Source organism: Pseudomonas sp. P7779 (assembly GCF_013386315.1).
Lineage (GTDB): Bacteria > Pseudomonadota > Gammaproteobacteria > Pseudomonadales > Pseudomonadaceae > Aquipseudomonas.
Genome location: NZ_JACARZ010000079.1, coordinates 66,204 through 86,259, shown reverse-complemented (window position 1 = coordinate 86,259; position 20,056 = coordinate 66,204). Strand labels below are relative to the sequence as shown.

19 protein-coding genes, 1 tRNA gene and 1 pseudogene are annotated in these 20,056 nt (G+C 61.7%); 14 read left to right on the top strand and 7 right to left on the bottom strand.

Annotated elements, in window-relative coordinates; translation table 11 throughout:
- Nucleotides 1-94: 94 nt before the first annotated feature.
- From HX869_RS22725 to HX869_RS22715, 3 genes are all read left to right on the top strand, one after another.
- Nucleotides 95-562 (top strand): FAD/FMN-containing dehydrogenase, encoded by a 468-nt coding sequence (locus HX869_RS22725; RefSeq protein ID WP_178903671.1) that lies wholly within the window; start codon nt 95-97, stop codon nt 560-562.
- Nucleotides 559-1,248: an energy-coupling factor ABC transporter permease gene (locus tag HX869_RS22720; protein ID WP_177020439.1), complete on the top strand. Its 690-nt coding sequence runs from the start codon at nt 559-561 to the stop codon at nt 1,246-1,248. The genes HX869_RS22725 and HX869_RS22720 overlap by 4 nt, the downstream gene beginning before the upstream one ends.
- Before the next feature lie 65 nt (nt 1,249-1,313).
- Nucleotides 1,314-1,529 (top strand): hypothetical protein, encoded by a 216-nt coding sequence (locus HX869_RS22715; RefSeq protein WP_003215917.1) that lies wholly within the window; start codon nt 1,314-1,316, stop codon nt 1,527-1,529.
- Here HX869_RS22715 and yacG read toward each other — a convergent pair.
- Genes yacG through HX869_RS22695 form a run of 4 tightly spaced genes read right to left on the bottom strand, consistent with a single transcriptional unit; the run spans nt 1,526 to nt 4,426 of the window.
- The gene (gene yacG, locus HX869_RS22710; protein ID WP_003215918.1) at nt 1,526-1,726 is read right to left on the bottom strand and encodes a DNA gyrase inhibitor YacG; all 201 of its coding nucleotides are present in this window, start codon (nt 1,724-1,726) and stop codon (nt 1,526-1,528) included. The two genes, HX869_RS22715 and yacG, sit on opposite strands and share 4 nt — an antisense overlap.
- Nucleotides 1,723-2,346, bottom strand: coding sequence for a dephospho-CoA kinase (coaE, locus tag HX869_RS22705; RefSeq protein ID WP_008437307.1), 624 nt, complete (start codon nt 2,344-2,346; stop codon nt 1,723-1,725). Before coaE ends, yacG begins: the two co-directional genes overlap by 4 nt.
- A complete protein-coding gene (locus tag HX869_RS22700) occupies nt 2,343-3,221 on the bottom strand; it encodes an A24 family peptidase (protein ID WP_372865587.1) in 879 nt (292 codons plus the stop codon). The genes coaE and HX869_RS22700 overlap by 4 nt, the downstream gene beginning before the upstream one ends.
- Nucleotides 3,218-4,426, bottom strand: a complete 1,209-nt coding sequence (locus HX869_RS22695; protein WP_218646314.1) for a type II secretion system F family protein — start codon at nt 4,424-4,426, stop codon at nt 3,218-3,220. The genes HX869_RS22700 and HX869_RS22695 overlap by 4 nt, the downstream gene beginning before the upstream one ends.
- A 201-nt stretch (nt 4,427-4,627) precedes the next feature.
- Between HX869_RS22695 and HX869_RS22690 the strand changes: the two genes are divergently transcribed.
- The 4 genes from HX869_RS22690 to HX869_RS22675 all read left to right on the top strand — a co-directional run bounded on the left by HX869_RS22690 (nt 4,628) and on the right by HX869_RS22675 (nt 7,091).
- Complete coding sequence (locus HX869_RS22690; protein ID WP_087694624.1) at nt 4,628-5,041, top strand: pilin; 414 nt, start codon at nt 4,628-4,630, stop codon at nt 5,039-5,041.
- 86 nt (nt 5,042-5,127) lie between these two features.
- On the top strand, nt 5,128-6,537 hold the full coding sequence (locus HX869_RS22685; RefSeq protein ID WP_178903670.1) for an O-antigen ligase: 1,410 nt from the start codon (nt 5,128-5,130) through the stop codon (nt 6,535-6,537).
- A 39-nt stretch (nt 6,538-6,576) separates the two neighbouring features.
- A tRNA-Thr gene (locus HX869_RS22680) sits at nt 6,577-6,649 on the top strand.
- A gap of 136 nt (nt 6,650-6,785) precedes the next feature.
- Nucleotides 6,786-7,091 carry a DUF6388 family protein gene (locus HX869_RS22675; RefSeq protein WP_008437299.1) on the top strand — a complete coding sequence of 102 codons (306 nt, stop codon included), beginning with the start codon at nt 6,786-6,788 and terminating at the stop codon, nt 7,089-7,091.
- A gap of 134 nt (nt 7,092-7,225) precedes the next feature.
- Here HX869_RS22675 and nadC read toward each other — a convergent pair whose 3' ends face one another.
- On the bottom strand, nt 7,226-8,074 hold the full coding sequence (gene nadC / locus HX869_RS22670; protein WP_008437288.1) for a carboxylating nicotinate-nucleotide diphosphorylase: 849 nt from the start codon (nt 8,072-8,074) through the stop codon (nt 7,226-7,228).
- 282 nt (nt 8,075-8,356) lie between these two features.
- Between nadC and HX869_RS22665 the strand changes: the two genes are divergently transcribed.
- From HX869_RS22665 to HX869_RS31880, 5 genes and pseudogenes are all read left to right on the top strand, one after another.
- The gene (locus HX869_RS22665) at nt 8,357-10,516 is read left to right on the top strand and encodes a DUF1631 domain-containing protein (RefSeq protein ID WP_087694621.1); all 2,160 of its coding nucleotides are present in this window, start codon (nt 8,357-8,359) and stop codon (nt 10,514-10,516) included.
- Between the two features lie 61 nt (nt 10,517-10,577).
- Nucleotides 10,578-11,141: a 1,6-anhydro-N-acetylmuramyl-L-alanine amidase AmpD gene (gene ampD / locus HX869_RS22660; RefSeq protein ID WP_003215934.1), complete on the top strand. Its 564-nt coding sequence runs from the start codon at nt 10,578-10,580 to the stop codon at nt 11,139-11,141.
- Nucleotides 11,138-11,974: a regulatory signaling modulator protein AmpE gene (ampE, locus tag HX869_RS22655; protein WP_178903669.1), complete on the top strand. Its 837-nt coding sequence runs from the start codon at nt 11,138-11,140 to the stop codon at nt 11,972-11,974. The genes ampD and ampE overlap by 4 nt, the downstream gene beginning before the upstream one ends.
- A 193-nt stretch (nt 11,975-12,167) precedes the next feature.
- Nucleotides 12,168-13,259: pseudogene (locus HX869_RS31885) on the top strand (methyl-accepting chemotaxis protein); the annotation flags it as partial.
- A complete protein-coding gene (locus HX869_RS31880; RefSeq protein WP_371135982.1) occupies nt 13,236-14,165 on the top strand; it encodes a methyl-accepting chemotaxis protein in 930 nt (309 codons plus the stop codon). The pseudogene HX869_RS31885 and the gene HX869_RS31880, both read left to right, overlap by 24 nt.
- 32 nt (nt 14,166-14,197) lie before the next feature.
- On the opposite strand, the gene HX869_RS22645 is transcribed toward HX869_RS31880, so the two are convergent.
- The gene (locus HX869_RS22645; RefSeq protein WP_178903667.1) at nt 14,198-14,974 is read right to left on the bottom strand and encodes a TatD family hydrolase; all 777 of its coding nucleotides are present in this window, start codon (nt 14,972-14,974) and stop codon (nt 14,198-14,200) included.
- Between the two features lie 5 nt (nt 14,975-14,979).
- Nucleotides 14,980-15,975, bottom strand: a complete 996-nt coding sequence (gene cra / locus HX869_RS22640) for a catabolite repressor/activator (RefSeq protein ID WP_003215943.1) — start codon at nt 15,973-15,975, stop codon at nt 14,980-14,982.
- A gap of 294 nt (nt 15,976-16,269) precedes the next feature.
- Between cra and ptsP the strand changes: the two genes are divergently transcribed.
- Entirely contained in the window at nt 16,270-19,128 is a 2,859-nt protein-coding gene (ptsP, locus tag HX869_RS22635) for a phosphoenolpyruvate--protein phosphotransferase (protein ID WP_102369918.1), read from the top strand.
- A complete protein-coding gene (gene pfkB, locus HX869_RS22630; protein WP_087694617.1) occupies nt 19,129-20,049 on the top strand; it encodes a 1-phosphofructokinase in 921 nt (306 codons plus the stop codon). It begins immediately after the preceding gene.
- Nucleotides 20,050-20,056 lie beyond the last annotated feature (7 nt).

Below are 20,056 nucleotides of genomic sequence, written 5' to 3'. Positions count from 1 at the left end.
CTTAGCGTCCAAATGATGACCGCAGGAAGTCCCGCGTCAAAAGGTCGGTGTAGACTGGCCTCTCGACAGTTTCCCGTGGCATGAGGAGTATGCAGTGAAGTGTTTTGTGGTGCTGTTCTTGAGTCTTTTGCCCGTGTGGGCCCAAGCCGTCGAAGTGGGTGAGCGCGTTGCACCCTGGACGTTGCTTGATCAGTTCGACCAGGCCTACACCCTGGATGACCAGGCGCAAACCTTGCTCGTAGCGCGCAGCATGGACGCCGCCAAAATCGTCGACGCAGCGTTGCAAGGCCGGCCCAAGGGTTACCTGGAGGCTCGGCATGCGGTGTTTCTCGCCGATATCCAGCGCATGCCCCGGCTGATCGCGAAGATGTTCGCGGTGCCGGCGATGCAGGCCTACAACTATCGCGTCATGCTCGACCGCGATGCCCGTGTAAGCCCGCGCTATCCCGCACCTGTGGATAAAGTGCTGTGGCTGCAACTGGATCACGGGACGCTGGTGGCGCAGCACGAATACGATTCCGCCGCTGAACTGCGCCAGGCCCTGGAGCAGGTGCAGCCGTGATCAGCGCAGCGGTGTTGGCGCCGGAAACCCTCAGCATCGGCTGGCTGCTGTATGCGCCGGTGGTGATGTGGGCGCTCCTGCGTTCGCCGTGGGTCGAGCTGTTTGCCGACCGCCGACGCCAGCACTTGCTGTTCGGCACCGTATTCGCACTGTTCATGTTGTGGTTGGTGCGCCGGGATTTCGACACCGGGGTGTCCTATCACTTCATCGGCATGACCGCCGTGACCTTGTTGCTCGATTGGCCCCTGGCGATTGTCGGAGGCTTTGCCGCGCAGCTCGGCCTGGTGTTGCTCGGCCGCCAGGACCTGGCCGCCGTGGGGATCAACGGCATGCTGCTGATCCTGTTGCCGGTGCTGGTCACCGAAGGCTGTGCGCTGTTGGTGGAGCGGGCGAGGCCACGCAATCCCTTTGTGTATATCTTCTGTTCGGGCTTTTTCGCCGCCGCACTGTCGGCCTTGTTGTGCCTGCTGGCAGGCCTGGGGCTGCTGTGGTTCGATGGCCGTTTTGCGATGCCGGAATGGATCGAGGATTTTGTCGGCTACTTGTGGCTGATCATTTTCCCCGAGGCCTTTATCAACGGCATGGTGATCAGCGCCCTGGTGGTGTTCTGCCCCGAGTGGCTGGAGACATTCAACCGCACTCGCTACCTCTCGGCGCCCTGGAAGGATGACGATCCGCGGCCTTGATCCAGGTCAAATGCCGCACGCGCAAGTGGTCGCATGCTCTGCAAAATTTCCAGGAGCACGGAATCATGAGTGTGTACGAGTGGGCACGGCAGGAGTTACGCAGAAGCCAGGACGCGGCGCAGGAAATCGGCTTTGATCCGGGCTTGACCCTGCGCGCCATGCTCAGTGCGGTGGTGCAGCAGAGCAAGGGCGTGCGCAGTTTTGAAGACCTGGCCGACGAGCTGCAGTACCTTGCAGAGAATCTCGACGACCAGCAGGACTATGGCTTTATGCGGCCTTAGTGTTTGGGCTGAAAGTCTTCGGAGAACAGGTCGTCCTCGGCGTCCGGACTGACCGGGATCTTGTGTTCCTCGGACGCCCAGGCGCCCAGGTCGATCAGTTTGCAACGGTCCGAACAGAAGGGACGGTTGACGTTTTCTGCTTTCCATTCCACAGGTGCGCCGCAGGTTGGGCATTCGACGTTCAAGGGTTGGCTCATGATCGGCCTCCACGCAAAGTAAGGTAAAAGTGGTGCAGTCGCTCGACCTCGGCGTGCAGCCGGGCCAGGTCCTGGTCATTGACCAGCACGTCATCGGCATGGCGCAGGCGGTCTTCACGGGTGGCCTGGGCCTTGAGAATCGCCTGCACCTGCGCTTCGCTGATGCCATCGCGTTGCAGGGTACGCTGTATCTGCAACGATTGCGGCACGTCGATCACCAGCACCCGCTGGGTCATGGTGTACTGGCCGGACTCGATCAGCAGCGGTGACACCAGGATCGCGTAAGGCGATTGTGCACGCGCCAGGTGGCTGCGAATCTCCTCGGCTATCAGCGGGTGCAGCAACGCCTCCAGCCAGCGGCGCTCGTCGGGCACTTCGAAGATCAGCTTGCGCAACGCGCCGCGGTCCAGTTGCCCGTCAGGCTGCAGCACACCCGCACCGAAATGCCCGGCAATCTGCGCCAGGGCAGGGCGCCCGGGTTCGACTACCCAGCGCGCGGCGTGGTCGGCGTCAATCAAGTCCACGCCAAGCCGGACGAAGTGTTCGGCGGCCGCGCTTTTGCCACTGCCGATGCCGCCAGTGAGGCCAAGAATCCAGGGTGTTGCGACAGAAGTGGTCATCTGAAACCGACAGACTGCAAATAGAAGTCGGTTATTTGACCACCCCAGAGCAATGCAATCCAGCCGGCAATTGCCAGATACGGACCAAAAGGCATTGGAGTGGATGCCTGGGCTTTGCGCAGGCGCAATAGAATCAGGCCTCCCATCACACCCACCAGGGAAGACAGCAACAGCGTCATCGGCAGGATCTGCCAGCCGCCCCAGGCACCGAGCATGGCCAGCAGCTTGAAATCCCCGTGCCCCATCCCGTCCTTGCCGGTAATCAGCTTGAACACCCAGAACACCGACCACAGGCTCATGTAACCGGCTACCGCGCCCCACAGCGCATCGGGCAATGAAACAAAAACGCCAAAGCTGTTGAGGATCAGGCCCAGCCACAGCAACGGCAGCACCAGCACATCCGGCAGCAGTTGGTGGTCTGCATCGATCAGGCTCATCGCCAGCAAGCCCCAACTCAACAACAACACCGCTCCGGCTGCCCAGCCAAAACCGAAATGCCAGGCGACAACCGCCGAGATCAGCCCGCACGCCAGTTCGGTGATGGGATAACGCGCGCCAATAGGTTGATGGCAACTTGAGCAACGTCCCTTGAGCAGTACATAACTGAGCAGCGGAATATTCTCCCAGGGGCGAATCGGGTGGCTGCAGTGTGGGCAACAGGAGTTGGGGCGCATCAGGTTATAGGGAGCCGCGATGGGCTCGGCGGGAAGGCCCAGTACTTCATGGGCCTGGGCTCGCCATTCACGTTCCAGCATCTTCGGCAGGCGCCATACCAGCACGTTGATAAAACTGCCGACAATCAAGCCCAGCAGCAACGCGCCTGACACAAACACCCACGGCTGATAAACGAGGATCTCAGTCAGTGGCGTGCTCAAAAGGCTGTACCGAGTTGAAAGATCGGCAGGTACATGGCCAGCACCAATGCCCCGACGATGCCGCCGAGTACCACCATGATCAGCGGCTCCATGAGGCTGGTAAGGTTGTCCACCAGGTTATCGACGTCAGCCTCGTAGTGGCAGGCGACTTTTTCCAGCATGTTATCGAGGGTGCCCGACTCCTCGCCGATAGCCGTCATCTGGATCGCCATGCCTGGAAACAGGCCGCTTATGGCCATGGATTCATTCAGCTGGATTCCGGTTGCAACGTCGTGCCGCATACGATTGATTGCCTGTTTGAACTGCCCGTTACCCGTGGCGCCGGCCACGGAATCCAATGCCTGCACCAATGGAACGCCCGCCGCAAAGGTGGTCGAGAGCGTGCGAGCATAGCGGGCGACCGCCGATTTTTTCAGCAGTGTGCCTGCCACGGGAGCTTTCAACAAACTGGCATCGAGCCAGTGGCGAAAGCCTGTGGACGAGCGATAGGCTTTGCGCATTCCTGCGAAACCGGCACCCGCGGCCAGGATCAGCATCCACCAGCTTTGCTGCATGAACTCCGACAGGCTGATGACGCCCAGGGTAAAGCCCGGCAGTTGTGCATCGACGCCGGCAAACAACCCCTGAAACTGCGGCACCACGTGAATCAGCAGGATTGCGCTGACAGCGGTGGCGACTGCCAGTACCGTCACGGGATAGGTCATGGCCTTCTTGATTCTGGCTTTCAGCTGTTCGCTTTTTTCCAGGTGAATGGCCACCCTTTCCAGCAGCGCTTCGAGTGCGCCCGCCTGTTCACCCGCCGCAACCAGGTTGCAGTACAGATCATCGAAGTAGCGTGGGTATTTCTGCAAGGCGACAGCCAGGCTGCTGCCGGCGGCGATCTCCTGCTTCAAGCCTTGTACCAGCGCCCCCATATGCCGGTTGTCGAAGCCCTCGGCGATGATATCCAGCGCTTGTAAAAGTGCGATACCTGCCTTCAGCAGCGTCGCCAGTTGGCGGGTGAATAGGGCGATCTCTGCCGGTTTGACCGGCAGGGAGAGGCTCGGCCAACTGGCGAATTTCTTGCGTACGCGCCCAGGATTGATACCTTGCTGGCGCAGCAGTGCCTTGATCAGGGCGGGATTGTGACCACGGGTTTCTCCGGATACCTTGCGCCCTTTGCGGTTGACGCCTTCCCAGGCATAGATCGCTGAAACATCATTCATTTCACGGTTCCGCACACAGACAGTGGAAGATTTATAGCTTAGTCAGGTGACGGATTCGGGCAGGCTCGCCGTGAGCGAAAAAATGTCAGTTTGTGCGTCTTGTTCAGCATTGGTTGCGCGGGGGTGAGTACACTGGCGCGGTTGCCGAGACGGGGTGCAGGATGCGCCTCGCGAAAGGTTTTATTCTGGAGAGTGAATGTGATGCGTCAGAAAGGTTTTACCTTGATCGAATTGTTGATCGTCGTGGCAATCATCGGCATTTTGGCCACCATCGGCCTGCCCATGTACACCAAGCACCAGGCCAAGGCCAAGTTCACCGCAGGGCTGGCCGAAGTCTCCGCGTTGAAGGCGGGCTTTGAAGACACGCTGAACCAGGGGACGCCACCGACCCTGGCGTTGATTGGCGGGACCAGCCCAACGGCCAACTGCAAGATTGACGTGACCGGCGACATCGCCACCGGTGCTGGCACGATTGCCTGTGAAATCCTCGATGCACCCGCGCCGGTCCTGGGCAAGATCATCACCTTGACCCGTAGCGCCACAACCGGCTGGAAGTGCACCACCACGGCAGAAGACCAATACGCCGCTAAAGGTTGTGCTTCCGGCGGCGCGTGATCATCAGGTCGTCTACTGTTTACGCAGCAAGGAAGAGCGTGTGTGTAAACCGCTCTACGCCCATCACAAGGAAGTAGAGGTTGCCGATGACGTCGTCTGTCCAGCAGCGGGGGAACATATTCCTCATCGTGGTTATGTGTCTGCTGATGCTGGCGATCTGCGCGCCTTTCAGTAGTCATGACTGGCAACGTGCGGTGCAGATATCGGTGGGGCTGTGTGCAGTGGTGTATGGGCTGTGCTTGCCGCGGGCAGAGCGATGCGTCGACAGGTCGACAGCGCTCGGGGTGTCGCTGATTGGGGGCGCTGGGCTGGTTTCGGCCCTGTTGGCCCACCAGCCACTCTGGGCGTTGACCGAGCTGGCGCTGCTCATCAGTTGTTGCGCCACTGCTGTGGCTTTCAGCCGGGCCAGGCGCAATGGGGATGAGTCCCTGGATCGTGTATTGGTCCTGTTCGTATTGCTGCTGTGCACGGTTAAAAGCATTCAATATCTGCACGCCGGGGTCCTCGCCTTCACCAGCGGCGAAGCAATCGTGAATACCGATTTGCTGTTGTCCGGGTTCTCCAATAAACGTTTCTACGGTCAGTTCCAGACCTTCACCCTGCCGCTGCTGGCGCTTCCCTTGCTGGTTTCAAACGTCGCTCGTCCAGCGCGGGGCGCAGTGTTCGCCCTGCTGTGTGTCTGGTGGCTGATCGCGATCGGTGGCGGTACCCGCGGCACCTGGCTCGGTATGGGCGCTGCCGGCTGCGTGCTGATGTTCCTGGGGCCGCAGGGGCGTCGTTGGCTGGGCTGGCAGTTGGCGGCACTGGCCTGTGGGTTAGTGTTGTATTGGTTGGTCTTCACGGTGCTGGCAGGGTACTTGGGGATTGTAATTTCCAATGGTGCCGTAGACCGACTGACCACCAGCCTCTCGGGGCGTGGGCCGATATGGTGGCAGGCCTGGAGCATGATTATCGAGCGGCCCTGGCTGGGTTTCGGGCCGATGCATTTTGCCGACATCGCCAATGACATTGCCGCTCACCCTCACCAGGCGATTCTGCAGTGGGCCAGCGAATGGGGCGTACCGTCGACGCTGTGCGTGATCGCGTTGGTTGCGTGGGCGGGTTGGTCAACCTTGGGCGTGTTGCGTGAGCGTGCGTTGTCATTGGCGCCCGTGGACCTGCTGCGCCTGTGTCTGTTTGCCTCGCTGATCGGTGCACTGGCCCAGGCACAGGTGGATGGGGTGATCGTGATGCCGGTGTCGCAACTCTGGCTGGCGCTGGTGGTTGGCTGGCTGATGGGATTGCATGTGTGGCGCGTTCCATCGGTCGCCCCGGTGCCGGCGTTGTACAGGGTGTGGATGGCCGCGAGCGTCGTGGCCGTGGGCTTGCTGGTGTTCGTCGCGATTCGTGACGTGCCCCGACTCACGGAGCGCAGCGAGCGCTACATGGGCCTGGGCAACGGTCACCTGCAGCCACGCTTTTGGGTGCAAGGTGTGATTGCCCTCGAAATGCAGTGAGTTGCCGGACGTCCAAGGCAGTGCTAGCTTTAGCCCACCGCCCGTGTAGCTCAGCCGGTAGAGCAGCGCACTCGTAACGCGAAGGTCGCAGGTTCGATTCCTGTCTCGGGCACAAAGGCAACACAGTTTTCAGATGATCCCAGAATGGTTCTGAAGGCCAGACGAACCGGTATTCATGCCTGTTCTTTTGTATCTGCGCGACCTTGATGACCCAGATGCATCCCCATTCCTCGATCTAAGAGAACGACATGACCACACAAGAAATGACCCAGGAAGCGCGGCACGAAGCAGCCCTCAAAAAGTACGTCGCGGAATCGCCGGAACTGCTGGATGAGATCAAGGACCTGAGCGCCGATGATCAAAGGGACCAGATCCAATGGGCGTTTGAGGATGAGGCCGAGGCCCAGGGCCTGCAGCCATGGGAACTGACCCTGAAGTACACCTCCACCCCCGAAGCGTTCGAGGCGGCTCGCCTGGCTTTGCACAAGGAAGCGGCCGAGGTGTTGGGTGTCGACTGGAACGAGTATTGCGGGATGAACAATCTCGCGATCTGACACAAGTTTGATGTGGCGAGGGGGCTTGCTCCCGCTGGGTTGCCAAGCGACCCCAAAAACCTTGGGAGCGCTGCGCACTCCAGCGGGAGCAAGCTCCCTCGCCACAAAAGCAGGCGCTTACATTCAAGGGCGTTTCAGAGACTAAGCCGCATCGACAAATCCACCGCCTTCACATCCTTGGTCATCGCCCCGATGGAGATGTAGTCCACGCCGGTTTCAGCGATGGGCAGCAGGGTGCTTTCGTTGATCCCGCCACTGGCCTCCAGCTTGGCTTTGCCGTTGTTCAGGCGCACCGCTTCGCGCATGTCATCCAGGCTCAGCTCATCCAGCATGATGATGTCGGCGCCCGCCGCCAGTGCCTCACGCAGTTCCTCCAGGCTTTCTACTTCGATTTCCACCGGCTTGCCCGGGGCGATCTTGTGGGCGGCGCTGATGGCCTGGGCAATGCCGCCGCAGGCTGCGATATGGTTTTCCTTGATCAGGAACGCGTCATACAGGCCGATGCGGTGGTTGTGGCAACCACCGCAGGTCACTGCATATTTTTGCGCCAGGCGCAGGCCGGGCAATGTCTTGCGGGTATCCAGCAGCTTGACCTGGGTGGACGCGACAAAGTCCGCCAGGTATTGGGCGCGGGTGGCAACGCCTGACAACAGTTGCAGGAAATTCAGCGCGCAACGCTCGCCACTGAGCAGCGAGCGGGCCGGGCCTTCGAGGTGAAACAGCGCCTGGTTGGGGCTGACACGTTCGCCGTCGCGCACCTGCCAATGCACCGCGACGCGTGGGTCCAATTGGCGAAACACCGCTTCCACCCAGGCCGTGCCGCTGATGACGGCGGCGTCGCGCGTGATGATCGTGGCCTTGGCCAGGCGTTCGGCGGGGATCAGTTGTGCGGTGATATCCCCGCTGCCGATGTCTTCCAGCAGTGCGCGACGCACGTTGGCTTCGATTTCGGCGGTCAGGTCGGCTAGACGAAGATTGGGCATAACAGGCTCCACAAACAAAGTGCCTGGATTATAGGGGCAGGGCGGGCCTGAACCCAAGGCAACTGGCACCACGGGTGCGGTGCGCGATGTTCATTTACACGGCAATCACAGAGTTCGCTGGCGCAACAACCCTCATTTGCAAGATAATCTCGCGCCTTGCAATTGGCGTCATAGCTTTGACGTCACGGTGATAGCCCGATTTTCGCAGTGCCCCGGCGTGCTTCGCACCGTTGCTGCACCGATCCTTCACACAATCGAATACCGCCGTTTCAGGAGGCCAGGATGCACAATGACGGGAAGGTGGTGCCGATCAATAAGGCACGGGCGACGCCATCGCCGCTCGCCCGCCTGCCGGTGGTGTTGCTCCAGGTCCGTGACAAGGCGGCGCAGCAACTCAGGCAGGGACTGCAGGAGCTGTTTGATAACGCCGACGACACCCTGTTCGAAATGGCCGACAAGACCCGCAGTAACGTCGACCACGGTATTTTCTTTGAAGCCATGCGCGACCTGCGCCTCAAGCGCAAGAATTTCGAGCGTGGCTTCATGGAGCAACTCTACGAAGCGTTTGCCAATCTTGGCAACGTGGAGCGCGGTGAGCTGCAACTGATTCCGGTGGTGTCCTACACCGCGGCGCCCGGGGTCTCGGGCGATGAGCTGGAAAAAGCCGTCGCGCTCGAGGCCATGCTGGGCAAGGTGCTGCGCCGTGACGGGCTCGCCCTTGGGCAATTGACAGCCCGGCTGAATGCCTTGCTCGACAAACGCCTGGATGATCGGGACAACCCCCTGGGCCCGGCAATGCTGTGCGCGTTTTTTCTGCAAGCAGGACGCAGCCTTGGCGTGGAAATCCGGGTCAAGCTGATCATTCTCAAGCTGTTTGAGAAATACGTGCTCAGTGACGCTGATCTGTTGTACGGCGAAGCCAATCAGTTGCTGATCGCCACCGGCGTATTGCCCGAACTCAAGGCCGTGCCATCGCGGCGCGCCGTCGCCACGGCCGAGTTGCCTGAAGACACCCCGCCGATTGCCGGACACCCGGCAGACGACAGCGGCCAGGAAGTTTTCGCGGCGTTGCAGGAATTGCTGTCGGCAGTGCGCGGCAGCGTGGCACCCACGCTGGAAGCCAGCGCGGAGACCCAGCCCATCTCCACCCGTGACTTGCTGCGCCTGCTCTCCCATTTGCAGCAATATGTGCCTGAGCCTGAGGTCGAGGATGATTTCGACCTGCGCAACCAGCTTGAACAATTGCTGACCCGGGTCAGCGTCAAGAGCGGCAAGTCTCGGGTGGTGGAGGATGCGGACGAGGATGTGATCAACCTGATCGCCATGCTGTTCGAGTTCATCCTCAATGACGGTACGGTGCCCGAATCCCTCAAGGCGCTGATCGCGCGCCTGCAGATCCCGATGCTGAAAGTGGCGGTGCTGGACAAGAGTTTTTTCAGCCGCACCAATCACCCGGCGCGACGCTTGCTCAATGAAATCGCTTCGGCGGCCATGGGCTGGAGCCAGCGCGACGATTATCAGCGCGACAGCCTGTACCTGCACATCGAGCAGGTGGTGCAGCGGTTGTTGAACGATTTTGTGGATGATCCGGCGATCTTTTCCCAGCTCCTGACCGAGTTCACCGCGTTTACCCATGACGAGCGACGCCGCAGCGAATTGCTGGAGCAACGTACCCGCGATGCGGAAGAAGGGCGCGCCCGTACCGAAATCGCTCGTCAGCGTGTAGCCGAAGCCCTCAATCTGCGGTTGCTGGGCAAAGTACTGCCCGAGGTCGTGGTGCAGTTCCTGCAACAGGCCTGGAGCCAGGTGCTGTTGCTGGCGTGCCTGAAGCATGGCGAGCACTCGCCACAATGGCTGGCCGGGTTGCGCACCATGGACGAGTTGATCTGGAGTGTCGGCCTCAGCGAAGACACCGAAGCCGGCCGGCACCTGCTGGAGCAGTTGCCAGGCTTGCTGAAAGCCTTGCGCGATGGGTTGAGCGGCGCGGCATTCGATCCCTTCATTACCCGGGAATTTTTCACCCGCTTGCAAACCCTGCATGTCCAGTCGTTCCGGGGCAGTGCCGAGGAACAACCGTCGCTGTCGCAAGTCGAGGTGCGCGAGGCATTCGTCCTCAGTCCCGCGGCACCGGCCATCGAGGCGAGCCTGCCGGAAGATGATCCCGACCTGCTCAAGGTTCGGCAACTGCGGATCGGTTGCTGGGTGGAATTTCAGGAAGACGCCGAAAACACCCTGCGTTGCAAGCTGACGGCGATTATTGCGCCGGGCAATACCTGCATTTTCGTCAATCGAACCGGCCTCAAGGTATTGGAAAAAAATCCGCTTGAACTGGCCCTGGAGTTCAAGCGTGGCGCGGTGCGAACCCTGGATGATGCGCTGTTGTTCGACCGCGCCCTGGCTTCGGTGATTGGCAACCTGCGCCAACTTCATCGCGCCAAGTGATCGCAACCAGACAGCGGAACGCGGCATACTGAGTCACCCCAGCCTCGTTCAAGGAACCAGTATGCAGTTGGACCCCGCCAGCGGTTGGTGCCAGGGCATTCGCCATTGCCCCTCGCCCAACTTCAACGAGCGCCCCGGTGGCGAGATTTCCCTGTTGGTGGTGCACAACATCAGCCTGCCACCGGCGCAATTCGCCACCGGCAAGGTGCACGAGTTTTTCCAGAATCGCCTGGATGTCACGGAACATCCCTACTTTGAAGGTATTGCCGACCTACGGGTTTCTGCGCATTTTCTGATTGAGCGTGATGGCGCGGTGACGCAGTTTGTCTCGTGCCGGGACCGGGCCTGGCATGCCGGGGTATCGAGCTTCGAGGGGCGTGAGACGTGTAACGACTTTTCCCTGGGGATCGAGCTGGAGGGCACTGATGACCTGCCCTTCACCGATGCCCAGTATCAATCCCTGATCGCCCTGACGCGCCAGTTGTTGGCGGCGTACACGGGCATTACCCGCCAGCGCATTTGTGGCCATAGCGATATCGCCCCGGGACGCAAGACCGACCCCGGACCCGAATTTGATTGGGCGCGCTTTCGCAGCGCCTTGCAGGATGGAGGACACGCACAATGAGTTTTCTGGTGTTGGTGCTGGCGGTATGGATCGAGAAGTTCTCGGCCCTGCGTCATCGTATACAACGTGATGGCGGTTGGTTGCGGGAACTGGCCAAGCTGGAGTCGAGCGCCAGCCTGGGCAAGCAGCCGTGGCTGATCCTCACGTTGCTGGTGCTGTTGCCGGTGGGCTTGCTTGCGCTGTTGTTGCTGGTGCTGGAGCCAGTGGCCTATGGCCTGTTGGCGCTGCCGGTGCACCTGCTGGTGGTGATCTACAGCCTGGGCCGTGGCGATCTCCTGGCCGGATTGGGCCCGTTCCGTGATGCCTGGCGCCGGGGTGACCTGCAAGCGGCCGAACATGTGGCCGAACGTGACTTGAGCATCAGCGCCGACAGTGGTGAACAGTTGCTGGAGCGGGTCCAGGGCCATCTGTTGTGGCAGGCCTACCAAAGCTTCTTCGCGGTGATTTTCTGGTACTTCCTCCTCGGGCCGGTGGCCGCCCTGGCCTACCGTCTGCTGGCGCTGGCGACCGAGAACAGCAAGAACCCGCTGGTGGCCGAGCGTGCCGGGCAGTTGCGCCATGCCTTCGACTGGTTGCCGGTACGTTTGCTGGCGGCGAGTTTTGCCCTGGTCGGCAACTTTGTGGCGGTCGGCCGGGTGATGCTGCATGAGCTGCTGAGCTGGGACATCAGTGCTGCGCAACTGGTGGAGAAGGTGGGCCTGGTGGCCGCGGAGATCCCGTCACCGGTGGTAGGCGCCGAGGGCATCAACAGCCTTGATCGTATCTGGGAGTTGCTGCTGCGTGCCGCCGTGCTGTGGTACGCCGGCTTTGCCATCTGGACCGTGCTGCCCTGATTTGCCCCCCCTGTAGGAGCGGGCAAGCTCGCTCCTACCTCGTTAACCTTAAGTTACAAACCTCCTTTTCGAATTGAGCTATACAGACAGAGCGCCAAATAGTGGCTATCTGCCGCCGCCCTGCGCCCTCAATAAAAATAAAAGAAAAGGGAGTTCACCTGTGAAGAGCTTGCTCTATCCCGCCGTCGCGTTCATGAACCGCCTGACCTTCGGCATGAAGTTCAGCCTTATCAGCGTGCTGTTCCTGTTGCCGATGCTGGCCACCAACTACTACCTGGTGCGCGATTCCTGGCGTGAATTCCAGGGCACTCGCATCGAGCTGCAAAGCCTCGACCTGCTGGGCAGCAGCCTGGCCCTGCGCCGTGACCTGGAAACCCTGAACAACCAGGTACAGATCAACGCAACCCTCGGCCAATCAGGCAAGGCCGGTGATATCGAAAACAAAATCATCGCCCTCGAAGACAGCCTGCTGCAGCGCCTGCAAAGCTTCCACGCCCTGTCCGCCGACCCAGAACAGGCCGCCGCCTTCGAAGCCAAGCGCGATGAAATGATCGCCGCCTTCAAGGCCCAGCAACAGGAAACTTCACTGCTCAGCAAAAGCGCGCTGATCGGCAAACTCCTCAACAAGGCGCAGATGCTCAGCCAGATCATCGCCAGCCAGTCGGGTTTGAGCCGTGACCCCCAGGGCGACCTGCGCCAACTCAGTGAACTGATCACCAGCGTTACCCCACAAGTCACCCAGACCCTGGGGGAAGGCCGGGCCATGGGGGCTTATTCGTTGGGCCAGGGTTTTCTCAATTCGTCGTCCAGCACTCGTTTTGACGAGCTGCTGCAGCAACTGGAAAAGCTCCAGGCGGAATACGGCCTGAAACTGCAGGATGCCCTCGGCTCCAGCAAGCCCGCCCACGCAGCATTGGCGAGCCTGGCGGACGCGAGCAAGGCCAGCCTCAAGCAAGGCAGTGAGTTGTTCGAAGAGCAGGTCGTGGTGGCCGAAACCCTCGACGCCCCATGGCAAGGCTTCTACGACGACGTCAGCACGTTGATGGCCAAGACCTATCAGCTCGACGAAGCCACCCTGACCTTTCTCGAGCAGCAACTGGAGCAACGCCTGTCAGAAAACCGCACGCACATGATCGGATTGGTGGCGGCACTGGCGTCGGTGTTTTTGCTGATCTTCTATTTGTATGCCGGTTTCTACGCCTCCACCCGCACCACCTTGCGCCGCCTGGGGGCGACGATGGACAAGGTGGCGGCCGGTGACATGACCGTCACCTTCATCGCCCACAGCCGCGACGAACTGGGGGATTTGGGCCAGGTGTTCAACGCTACCGTGGCCAAGATCCATGACCTGATCGAGCGGGTAGGGCACACCGTCAACCAGGTCGAACACCAGGCCGGGCAAGTGGAGTCAGTCTCGGCCAGCAGCAACCAGGCCGTGTCCGGCCAACGCAGCCAGATCGAGCAAGTGGCGACCGCCATGAACCAGATGTCCTCCACTGCCCAGGAAGTGGCGCGCAGTGCAGCGGCGGCGGTCAGCAGCGCCCACAGCGTCAACGATGAAACCGTCAGCGGACGCGGCCTGGTGCAGTCCCAGCAAGGCAGTATCGCGGCGTTGGCTTCGGAGATCGATCAATCGGTACGGGTCATCAACCAATTGGCTATCGACAGCCAATCCATCAGTCGCGTACTGGAAGTGATCAAGAGCATTGCTGAACAGACCAATCTGCTGGCGTTGAATGCCGCCATCGAGGCCGCGCGCGCCGGTGAGCAAGGACGCGGTTTCGCCGTGGTGGCCGATGAAGTGCGCACTTTGGCCCGGCGCACCCAGCACTCCACCGAAGAGATCGAGCAGATGATTGCCAAGCTCCACAGCGGTGTCGGCGCTGCGGTGAAGGCCATGGGCACCAGCCACGAGATGGCCAATGGCACGGTGGGGCAGTCGGAAAAAGTCCAGCAGGCCCTCGAAAACATCCTCGGCGCGGTAGGCATGATCGTCGACCAGAACCAGCAGATTGCCGCCGCCGTCGAACAGCAGACTGCCGTGGCCCATGACATCGATCAGAACATCGTCGAGATCAATCGCGCCGGTGAACATGCAGCGCAGGGCGCGCACCAGACTGAAGAGGCCAGCCGGCAGTTGTCCTTGCAAGTGATCGAGCTGAAGCAGTTGATCGGGGCCTTTCGAGTGTGAGGCATGGCCAGGCATGCATCGGGGATGGGCGCCTACCAGTTGAACAGCTCGCAGGCAGTGCGGGTGCTCGCCTCGGCCAGCGCTGAGGAGCTGATGCCCATGCGCTCCGCCAGGGCGGCACAGATGTCTGGCAGGTGTTCGGGGCTGTTGCGCTGGCCGGGGTACATCACGGGGGCCATGTCCGGTGAGTCGGTTTCCAGCACCACGCTTTCCAGCGGCAGCCGGGCGATCACCTTGTGCATGCGCAGGGCTTGCGGCCACGTGGCCGCGCCGCCCAGGCCCAGTTTGAAGCCGAGCTTGATGTACTCGCGGGCCTCTTCCTGGCTGCCGGCAAACGCGTGGATGATTCCGCCCCGTGGCAGCCGAATGCGCTTGAGGGTGGCGATCACGGCAGCGTGGCTGCGGCGCACATGCAGCAGCGCCGGCAGTTGGAAATCCACCGCCAGCTTCAGTTGCGCTTCAAACAGGCTTTGCTGGCGTTCGCGGTCCAGCTTTTCAAGGAAATAATCCAGGCCGATTTCGCCCACCGCGCACAGTTGCCGGTGGCCGTTCAGGCGGGTCAGCCAGTCGCCCAGTTCCGTCAGGTCGGCGGGGCGATGGTCGTCGAGATACACCGGGTGCAGGCCGAAGGCGGCGAATAAATCCGCGTCGGTTTGCACCAGGTCCCACAACCGTTGCCAATTCTGCTGATAGACCCCGAGCACCACCATCCTGCGCACGCCCAGGCGGCGACTGCGGCTCAGGACTTCGCGGCGGTCCGTATCGAAGTCCGGAAAATCCAGATGGGTGTGGCTGTCGATCAGCTCCACACCGCTTACTCCGAGTGAATCCGCTGCTTGAACGTACGGCCGATGGCATGCACGCCGGGTTCGTAGTGCTGTTCTTCAATGGCCGCCAGCGCCAGGCGCAGCGCGGTGTCGGCAATCAACTGATGCTGCTGGGCCATGGCATTCACCGGCAGCGGCAGGAAATCCAGCAGTTGGGTGTCGCCAAACGTCCCCAGTCGCAGTGGCCGGGATTTGAGCGGGAAGTCATGCAGCGCGTCAAACACCCCTTGCAGCAGGACGTAGGACGTAGTCACCAGTGCGTCAGGCAAATGCCCCAGGCTTTGCAGTAACTGCTCCATCAGCTGTCGGCCACAGTCGCGGCTGAACGACTCGCCTTGTTCGATCAGCACTTCGCCGCTGAAGTCTTTCAGCGCTTGCTTGAAACCGGCGGTACGTTCCTGGCTGATGCTCAGCTCTGGCCGCGCGCCGATCAACACGATCTGCTTGGGCAGCGGGTGCAGCAGGCTGCTGGTCAATTGCTGGCAGGCCTGGCGATCATCGCTGACCACCGAGCAAAACTGCGTAGACTCCATCACCCGGTCGATGGCGATCACCGGCAAACCCTTGGCTTGCAGTTCGCGGTAGCTGTCGTCGGTGGCCGGCAGGCAGCTGGCGACAAACAGCGCATCGCAACGGCGGGCGCGGAACAGTTGCAGCAGTTGCCGCTCACTGTTGGCGTCGTCGTCGGAGCTGGCGATCAGCAATTGATAGCCGCGGGCACGGGCGCCTTGTTCGAGCAGCTTGGCGATGCGTGCGTAACTGGGGTTTTCCAGGTCCGGCAGGATGAAACCCAAAGTACGGGTGTGCCGGCTGCGCAGCCCGGCGGCCTGGGGGTTGGGCGTAAAGCCATGTTCTTCAACCACGGCGCGCACCCGTTCGACGGTTGCGCTGCTGATCCGTTGCTGTTCGGCCTTGCCATTGATGACGTAGCTGGCGGTGGTCACAGACACACCGGCAATGCGCGCGATATCACTGAGTTTCAAACCGGGATTTCCTTGTTTTTTAGAGCTTGCCCCGACATTTTGTCCAATCGTAACCGATTACTGCAGGCGACCATTGTCGCAACTCAACAGCCGAGTGGCTCTTCAATCATGGGAAATTAACGCGTAATCTGCCATAAATTCTAGATTAAACGTTTCAGCAAGCGTATTTTTACGATTATCGCGACGAGTGTGGTCCTGCCAACTGACCACTCAGTCAATTTTATTCGAACGCTTTTGCACTGATTTATTCAAAATAATACCTAGTGCGCCCGCCGCACTAACTAGGAGAACGGCATGCTTGAGCTCACCCACGAGCAGATATCCATGGGCCAGACGGCTGTGGATAAGTCTGCTGCCTTGCAACTGCTCGCTGAAAAACTGGTGGCCGATGGCCTGGTCGCCGAGGGTTACCTCAGTGGCTTGCAAGCGCGTGAAGCCCAAGGCTCGACCTTTCTCGGCCAGGGCATCGCCATCCCCCACGGCACCCCCGAAACACGCGACCAGGTGTTCGCCACCGGCGTGCGCCTGCTGCAATTTCCCGACGGCGTGGATTGGGGCGATGGCCAGATCGTCTACCTGGCGATCGGCATTGCCGCCAAATCCGACGAACACCTGCGCCTGCTGCAACTACTGACCCGTGCCCTCGGCGAGACCGACCTGGGCCAGGCCCTGCGTCGCGCCAGTTCTGCCGAGGCCTTGCTGAAACTGCTGCAAGGTGCGCCGCAGGAGCTGGCGCTGGACGCACAGATGATTGGCCTGGGCGTGTCGGCTGATGATTTCGAAGAACTGGTGTGGAGAGGCGCACGCCTGTTGCGCCAGGCCGATTGCGTGAGCAATGGCTTTGCCGCCGTGCTGCAACAAGTCGACGCGCTGCCCCTGGGCGATGGCCTGTGGTGGTTGCACAGCGAACAGACGGTGAAGCGTCCCGGCCTGGCCTTCGTCACTCCGGACAAACCCATGCGTTACCTGGGCCAGCCCTTGAGCGGCCTGTTCTGCCTGGCCAGCCTCGGCGAGGCCCACCAGACCTTGCTCGAACGCCTGTGTGCCTTGCTGATCGAAGGCCGTGGCCAGGAACTCGGCCGCGCCACCAGCAGCCGGGCCGTACTGGAAGTGCTCGGCGGTGAACTGCCAGCCGACTGGCCAAGCGTGCGCATTGCCCTGGCCAACGCCCACGGGCTGCATGCGCGCCCGGCGAAGATCCTCGCGCAATTGGCGAAAAGTTTTGCCGGTGAAATCCGTGTGCGCATCGTCGATGGAGACGTCGGCGCGGTATCGGTAAAAAGCCTGAGCAAGTTGCTCAGCCTCGGTGCGCGTCGCGGCCAGGTATTGGAGTTTGTCGCTGAGCCAACCATTGCCGGTGACGCCTTGCCCGCCTTGCTGGCGGCAGTGGAAGACGGCCTCGGCGAAGAAGTCGAGCCGTTGCCGGCAGTCAGCGCCCAACAAGCCGTGGCCGAGATCGAACCGGTCATCAGCGCGCCAGTGTCCGGCAGCCTGATCCAGGCCATTGCCGCCGCACCCGGCATTGCGATTGGCCCGGCGCATATCCAGGTGCTGCAACCTTTCGAATACCCGCTGCGCGGCGAGTCGCCGGTGATCGAGCGCCAGCGCCTGCACGCGGCATTGACCGACGTGCGCCGGGACATCCAGGGCCTGATCGAGCGCAGCAAATCCAAGGCCATCCGCGAGATCTTCATCACCCACCAGGAGATGCTCGACGACCCGGAACTGACCGACGAAGTCGAGACGCGCCTCAAGCAGGGCGAAAGCGCCGAGGCCGCGTGGATGAGCGTGATCGAAGCCGCCGCCAAACAGCAGGAATCGTTGCAGGACGCCTTGCTCGCCGAGCGCGCTGCCGATCTGCGTGACATTGGCCGCCGCGTGCTGGCACAACTGTGCGGCGTCGAAACCGCCCAGGAGCCGGACGAACCCTACATCCTGGTGATGGACGAAGTGGGTCCCTCGGACGTGGCGCGCCTGGACCCGGTGCGTGTCGCCGGCATCCTCACTGCCCGTGGCGGCGCCACCGCCCACAGCGCCATCGTCGCCCGTGCTTTGGGCATTCCCGCGCTGGTGGGTGCAGGCCCTGCTGTATTGCTGTTGGCTTCGGGCACGCCGTTGTTGCTGGATGGCCAGCGCGGTCGCCTGCATGTGGACGCCGACGCCGCCACCTTGCAGCGCGCCACCGTCGAACGCGACACCCGCGAACAACGTCTGCAAGCCGCCGCCGCCCAACGCCATGAACCGGCCCTGACCCGCGATGGCCATGCCGTCGAAGTATTCGCCAATATCGGCGAAAGCGCCGGGGTTGCCGGCGCGGTGGAGCAGGGCGCCGAAGGCATCGGCCTGCTGCGCACCGAACTGATTTTCATGGCCCACAAACAAGCGCCCGACGAGGCCACCCAGGAAGCCGAATACCGCCGCGTGCTCGACGGCCTGGGCGGTCGGCCGCTGGTGGTGCGCACCCTTGATGTGGGCGGTGACAAACCGCTGCCTTACTGGCCGATCGCCAAGGAAGAAAACCCCTTCCTCGGCGTGCGCGGCATTCGCCTGACCCTGCAACGCCCGCAGATCATGGAAGCGCAATTGCGCGCACTGTTGCGTTCGGCAGACAACCGTCCACTGCGCATCATGTTCCCCATGGTTGGCAGTGTTGACGAGTGGCGCCAGGCCCGGGACATGACCGAGCGCCTGCGCCTGGAAATCCCGGTGGCCGACCTGCAACTGGGGATCATGATCGAAGTGCCGTCGGCCGCGTTGCTGGCGCCGGTACTGGCCAAGGAAGTGGACTTCTTCAGCGTCGGCACCAACGACCTGACCCAATACACCTTGGCCATCGACCGTGGCCATCCGACGCTGTCGGCCCAGGCTGACGGCCTGCACCCGGCGGTGTTGCAACTGATCGACATCACCGTGCGCGCCGCCCATGCCCATGGCAAATGGGTCGGCGTGTGCGGCGAGCTGGCAGCCGACCCGTTGGCAGTTCCGGTGCTGATCGGCCTGGGAGTGGATGAGCTGAGCGTCTCGGCGCGCAGCATTCCCGAGGTCAAGGCTCGGGTGCGTGAATTCAGTCTGAGCGAGGCCCAGGGCCTGGCACAAAAAGCCCTGGCGGTGGGTTCCCCCGCCGAAGTGCGTGCGCTTGTGGAGGCCGTGTAAATGGCAAGGATTTTAAGCCTGACGCTGAACCCGGCGTTGGACCTGACGGTGCGCCTGGCGCGCCTGGAACCGGGCGAGGTCAATCGCAGCGAAGCGATGATCACCCACGCTGCCGGCAAGGGTGTGAACGTGGCCCAGGTGCTGGCCGACCTTGGTCATCAGGTGACCGTGGGCGGCTTTCTTGGTGAGGACAATCCCCAGGCATTCGAGATGCTGATTGCCCGTCGTGGTTTTACCGATGCCTTTATTCGCGTGCCGGGCGAAACCCGCAGCAATATCAAGATCGCCGAGCAGGACGGGCGGGTCACGGATGTCAATGCGCCGGGCCCGTTGGTCAGCGAGCAGGCGCAACACGCACTGCTTGAGCAACTGGCGCGGATTGCTCCGGGCTACGACGCCGTCGTTGTGGCCGGCAGCCTGCCACGCGGCATCACCCCTCAGTGGTTCCAGGGCCTGCTGCAGCAACTGAAAAACCTCGGCTTGAAAGTCGCCCTGGACACCAGCGGCGAAGCGCTGCGCGCCGGATTGAACGCCGGCCCGTGGTTGGTCAAACCCAATACCGAAGAACTGGCCGATGCCCTTGGTCATTCCACAGATGCCATCCGCCAACTGCATCGGCAAGGTGTGGAGCATGTGGTGGTCTCCGACGGTGCCGCGGGTGTGAGCTGGTACAGCCCGGATACCGCGCTGCACGCCACGCCGCCCAAGGTAACCGTGGCCAGTACCGTAGGCGCCGGCGACTCGCTGCTGGCCGGGATGCTTCACGGTTTGCTCAGTGGCGACACGCCGGAGCAGACCCTGGGCCGCGCCACCGCCATTGCCGCGATGGCGGTCACGCAGATCGGCTTTGGCATCACCGACGAAGCGCAGCTTGAGACTTTGCAGAGCGGCGTCCACGTGCGGCCGCTGACAGAACAATAAGAGGGTT

Excerpts from the sequence above, each read along its gene's own strand:
- HX869_RS22715 (WP_003215917.1), top strand. The coding sequence starts at position 1,314 with ATGAGTGTGTACGAGTGGGCACGGCAGGAGTTACGCAGAAGCCAGGAC.
- yacG (WP_003215918.1), bottom strand. The coding sequence starts at position 1,726 with ATGAGCCAACCCTTGAACGTCGAATGCCCAACCTGCGGCGCACCTGTG.
- coaE (WP_008437307.1), bottom strand. The coding sequence starts at position 2,346 with ATGACCACTTCTGTCGCAACACCCTGGATTCTTGGCCTCACTGGCGGC.
- HX869_RS22695 (WP_218646314.1), bottom strand. The coding sequence starts at position 4,426 with ATGAATGATGTTTCAGCGATCTATGCCTGGGAAGGCGTCAACCGCAAA.
- HX869_RS22690 (WP_087694624.1), top strand. The coding sequence starts at position 4,628 with ATGCGTCAGAAAGGTTTTACCTTGATCGAATTGTTGATCGTCGTGGCA.
- HX869_RS22685 (WP_178903670.1), top strand. The coding sequence starts at position 5,128 with ATGACGTCGTCTGTCCAGCAGCGGGGGAACATATTCCTCATCGTGGTT.
- HX869_RS22675 (WP_008437299.1), top strand. The coding sequence starts at position 6,786 with ATGACCACACAAGAAATGACCCAGGAAGCGCGGCACGAAGCAGCCCTC.
- nadC (WP_008437288.1), bottom strand. The coding sequence starts at position 8,074 with ATGCCCAATCTTCGTCTAGCCGACCTGACCGCCGAAATCGAAGCCAAC.
- HX869_RS22665 (WP_087694621.1), top strand. The coding sequence starts at position 8,357 with ATGCACAATGACGGGAAGGTGGTGCCGATCAATAAGGCACGGGCGACG.
- ampD (WP_003215934.1), top strand. The coding sequence starts at position 10,578 with ATGCAGTTGGACCCCGCCAGCGGTTGGTGCCAGGGCATTCGCCATTGC.
- ampE (WP_178903669.1), top strand. The coding sequence starts at position 11,138 with ATGAGTTTTCTGGTGTTGGTGCTGGCGGTATGGATCGAGAAGTTCTCG.
- HX869_RS31880 (WP_371135982.1), top strand. The coding sequence starts at position 13,236 with ATGACCGTCACCTTCATCGCCCACAGCCGCGACGAACTGGGGGATTTG.
- ptsP (WP_102369918.1), top strand. The coding sequence starts at position 16,270 with ATGCTTGAGCTCACCCACGAGCAGATATCCATGGGCCAGACGGCTGTG.
- pfkB (WP_087694617.1), top strand. The coding sequence starts at position 19,129 with ATGGCAAGGATTTTAAGCCTGACGCTGAACCCGGCGTTGGACCTGACG.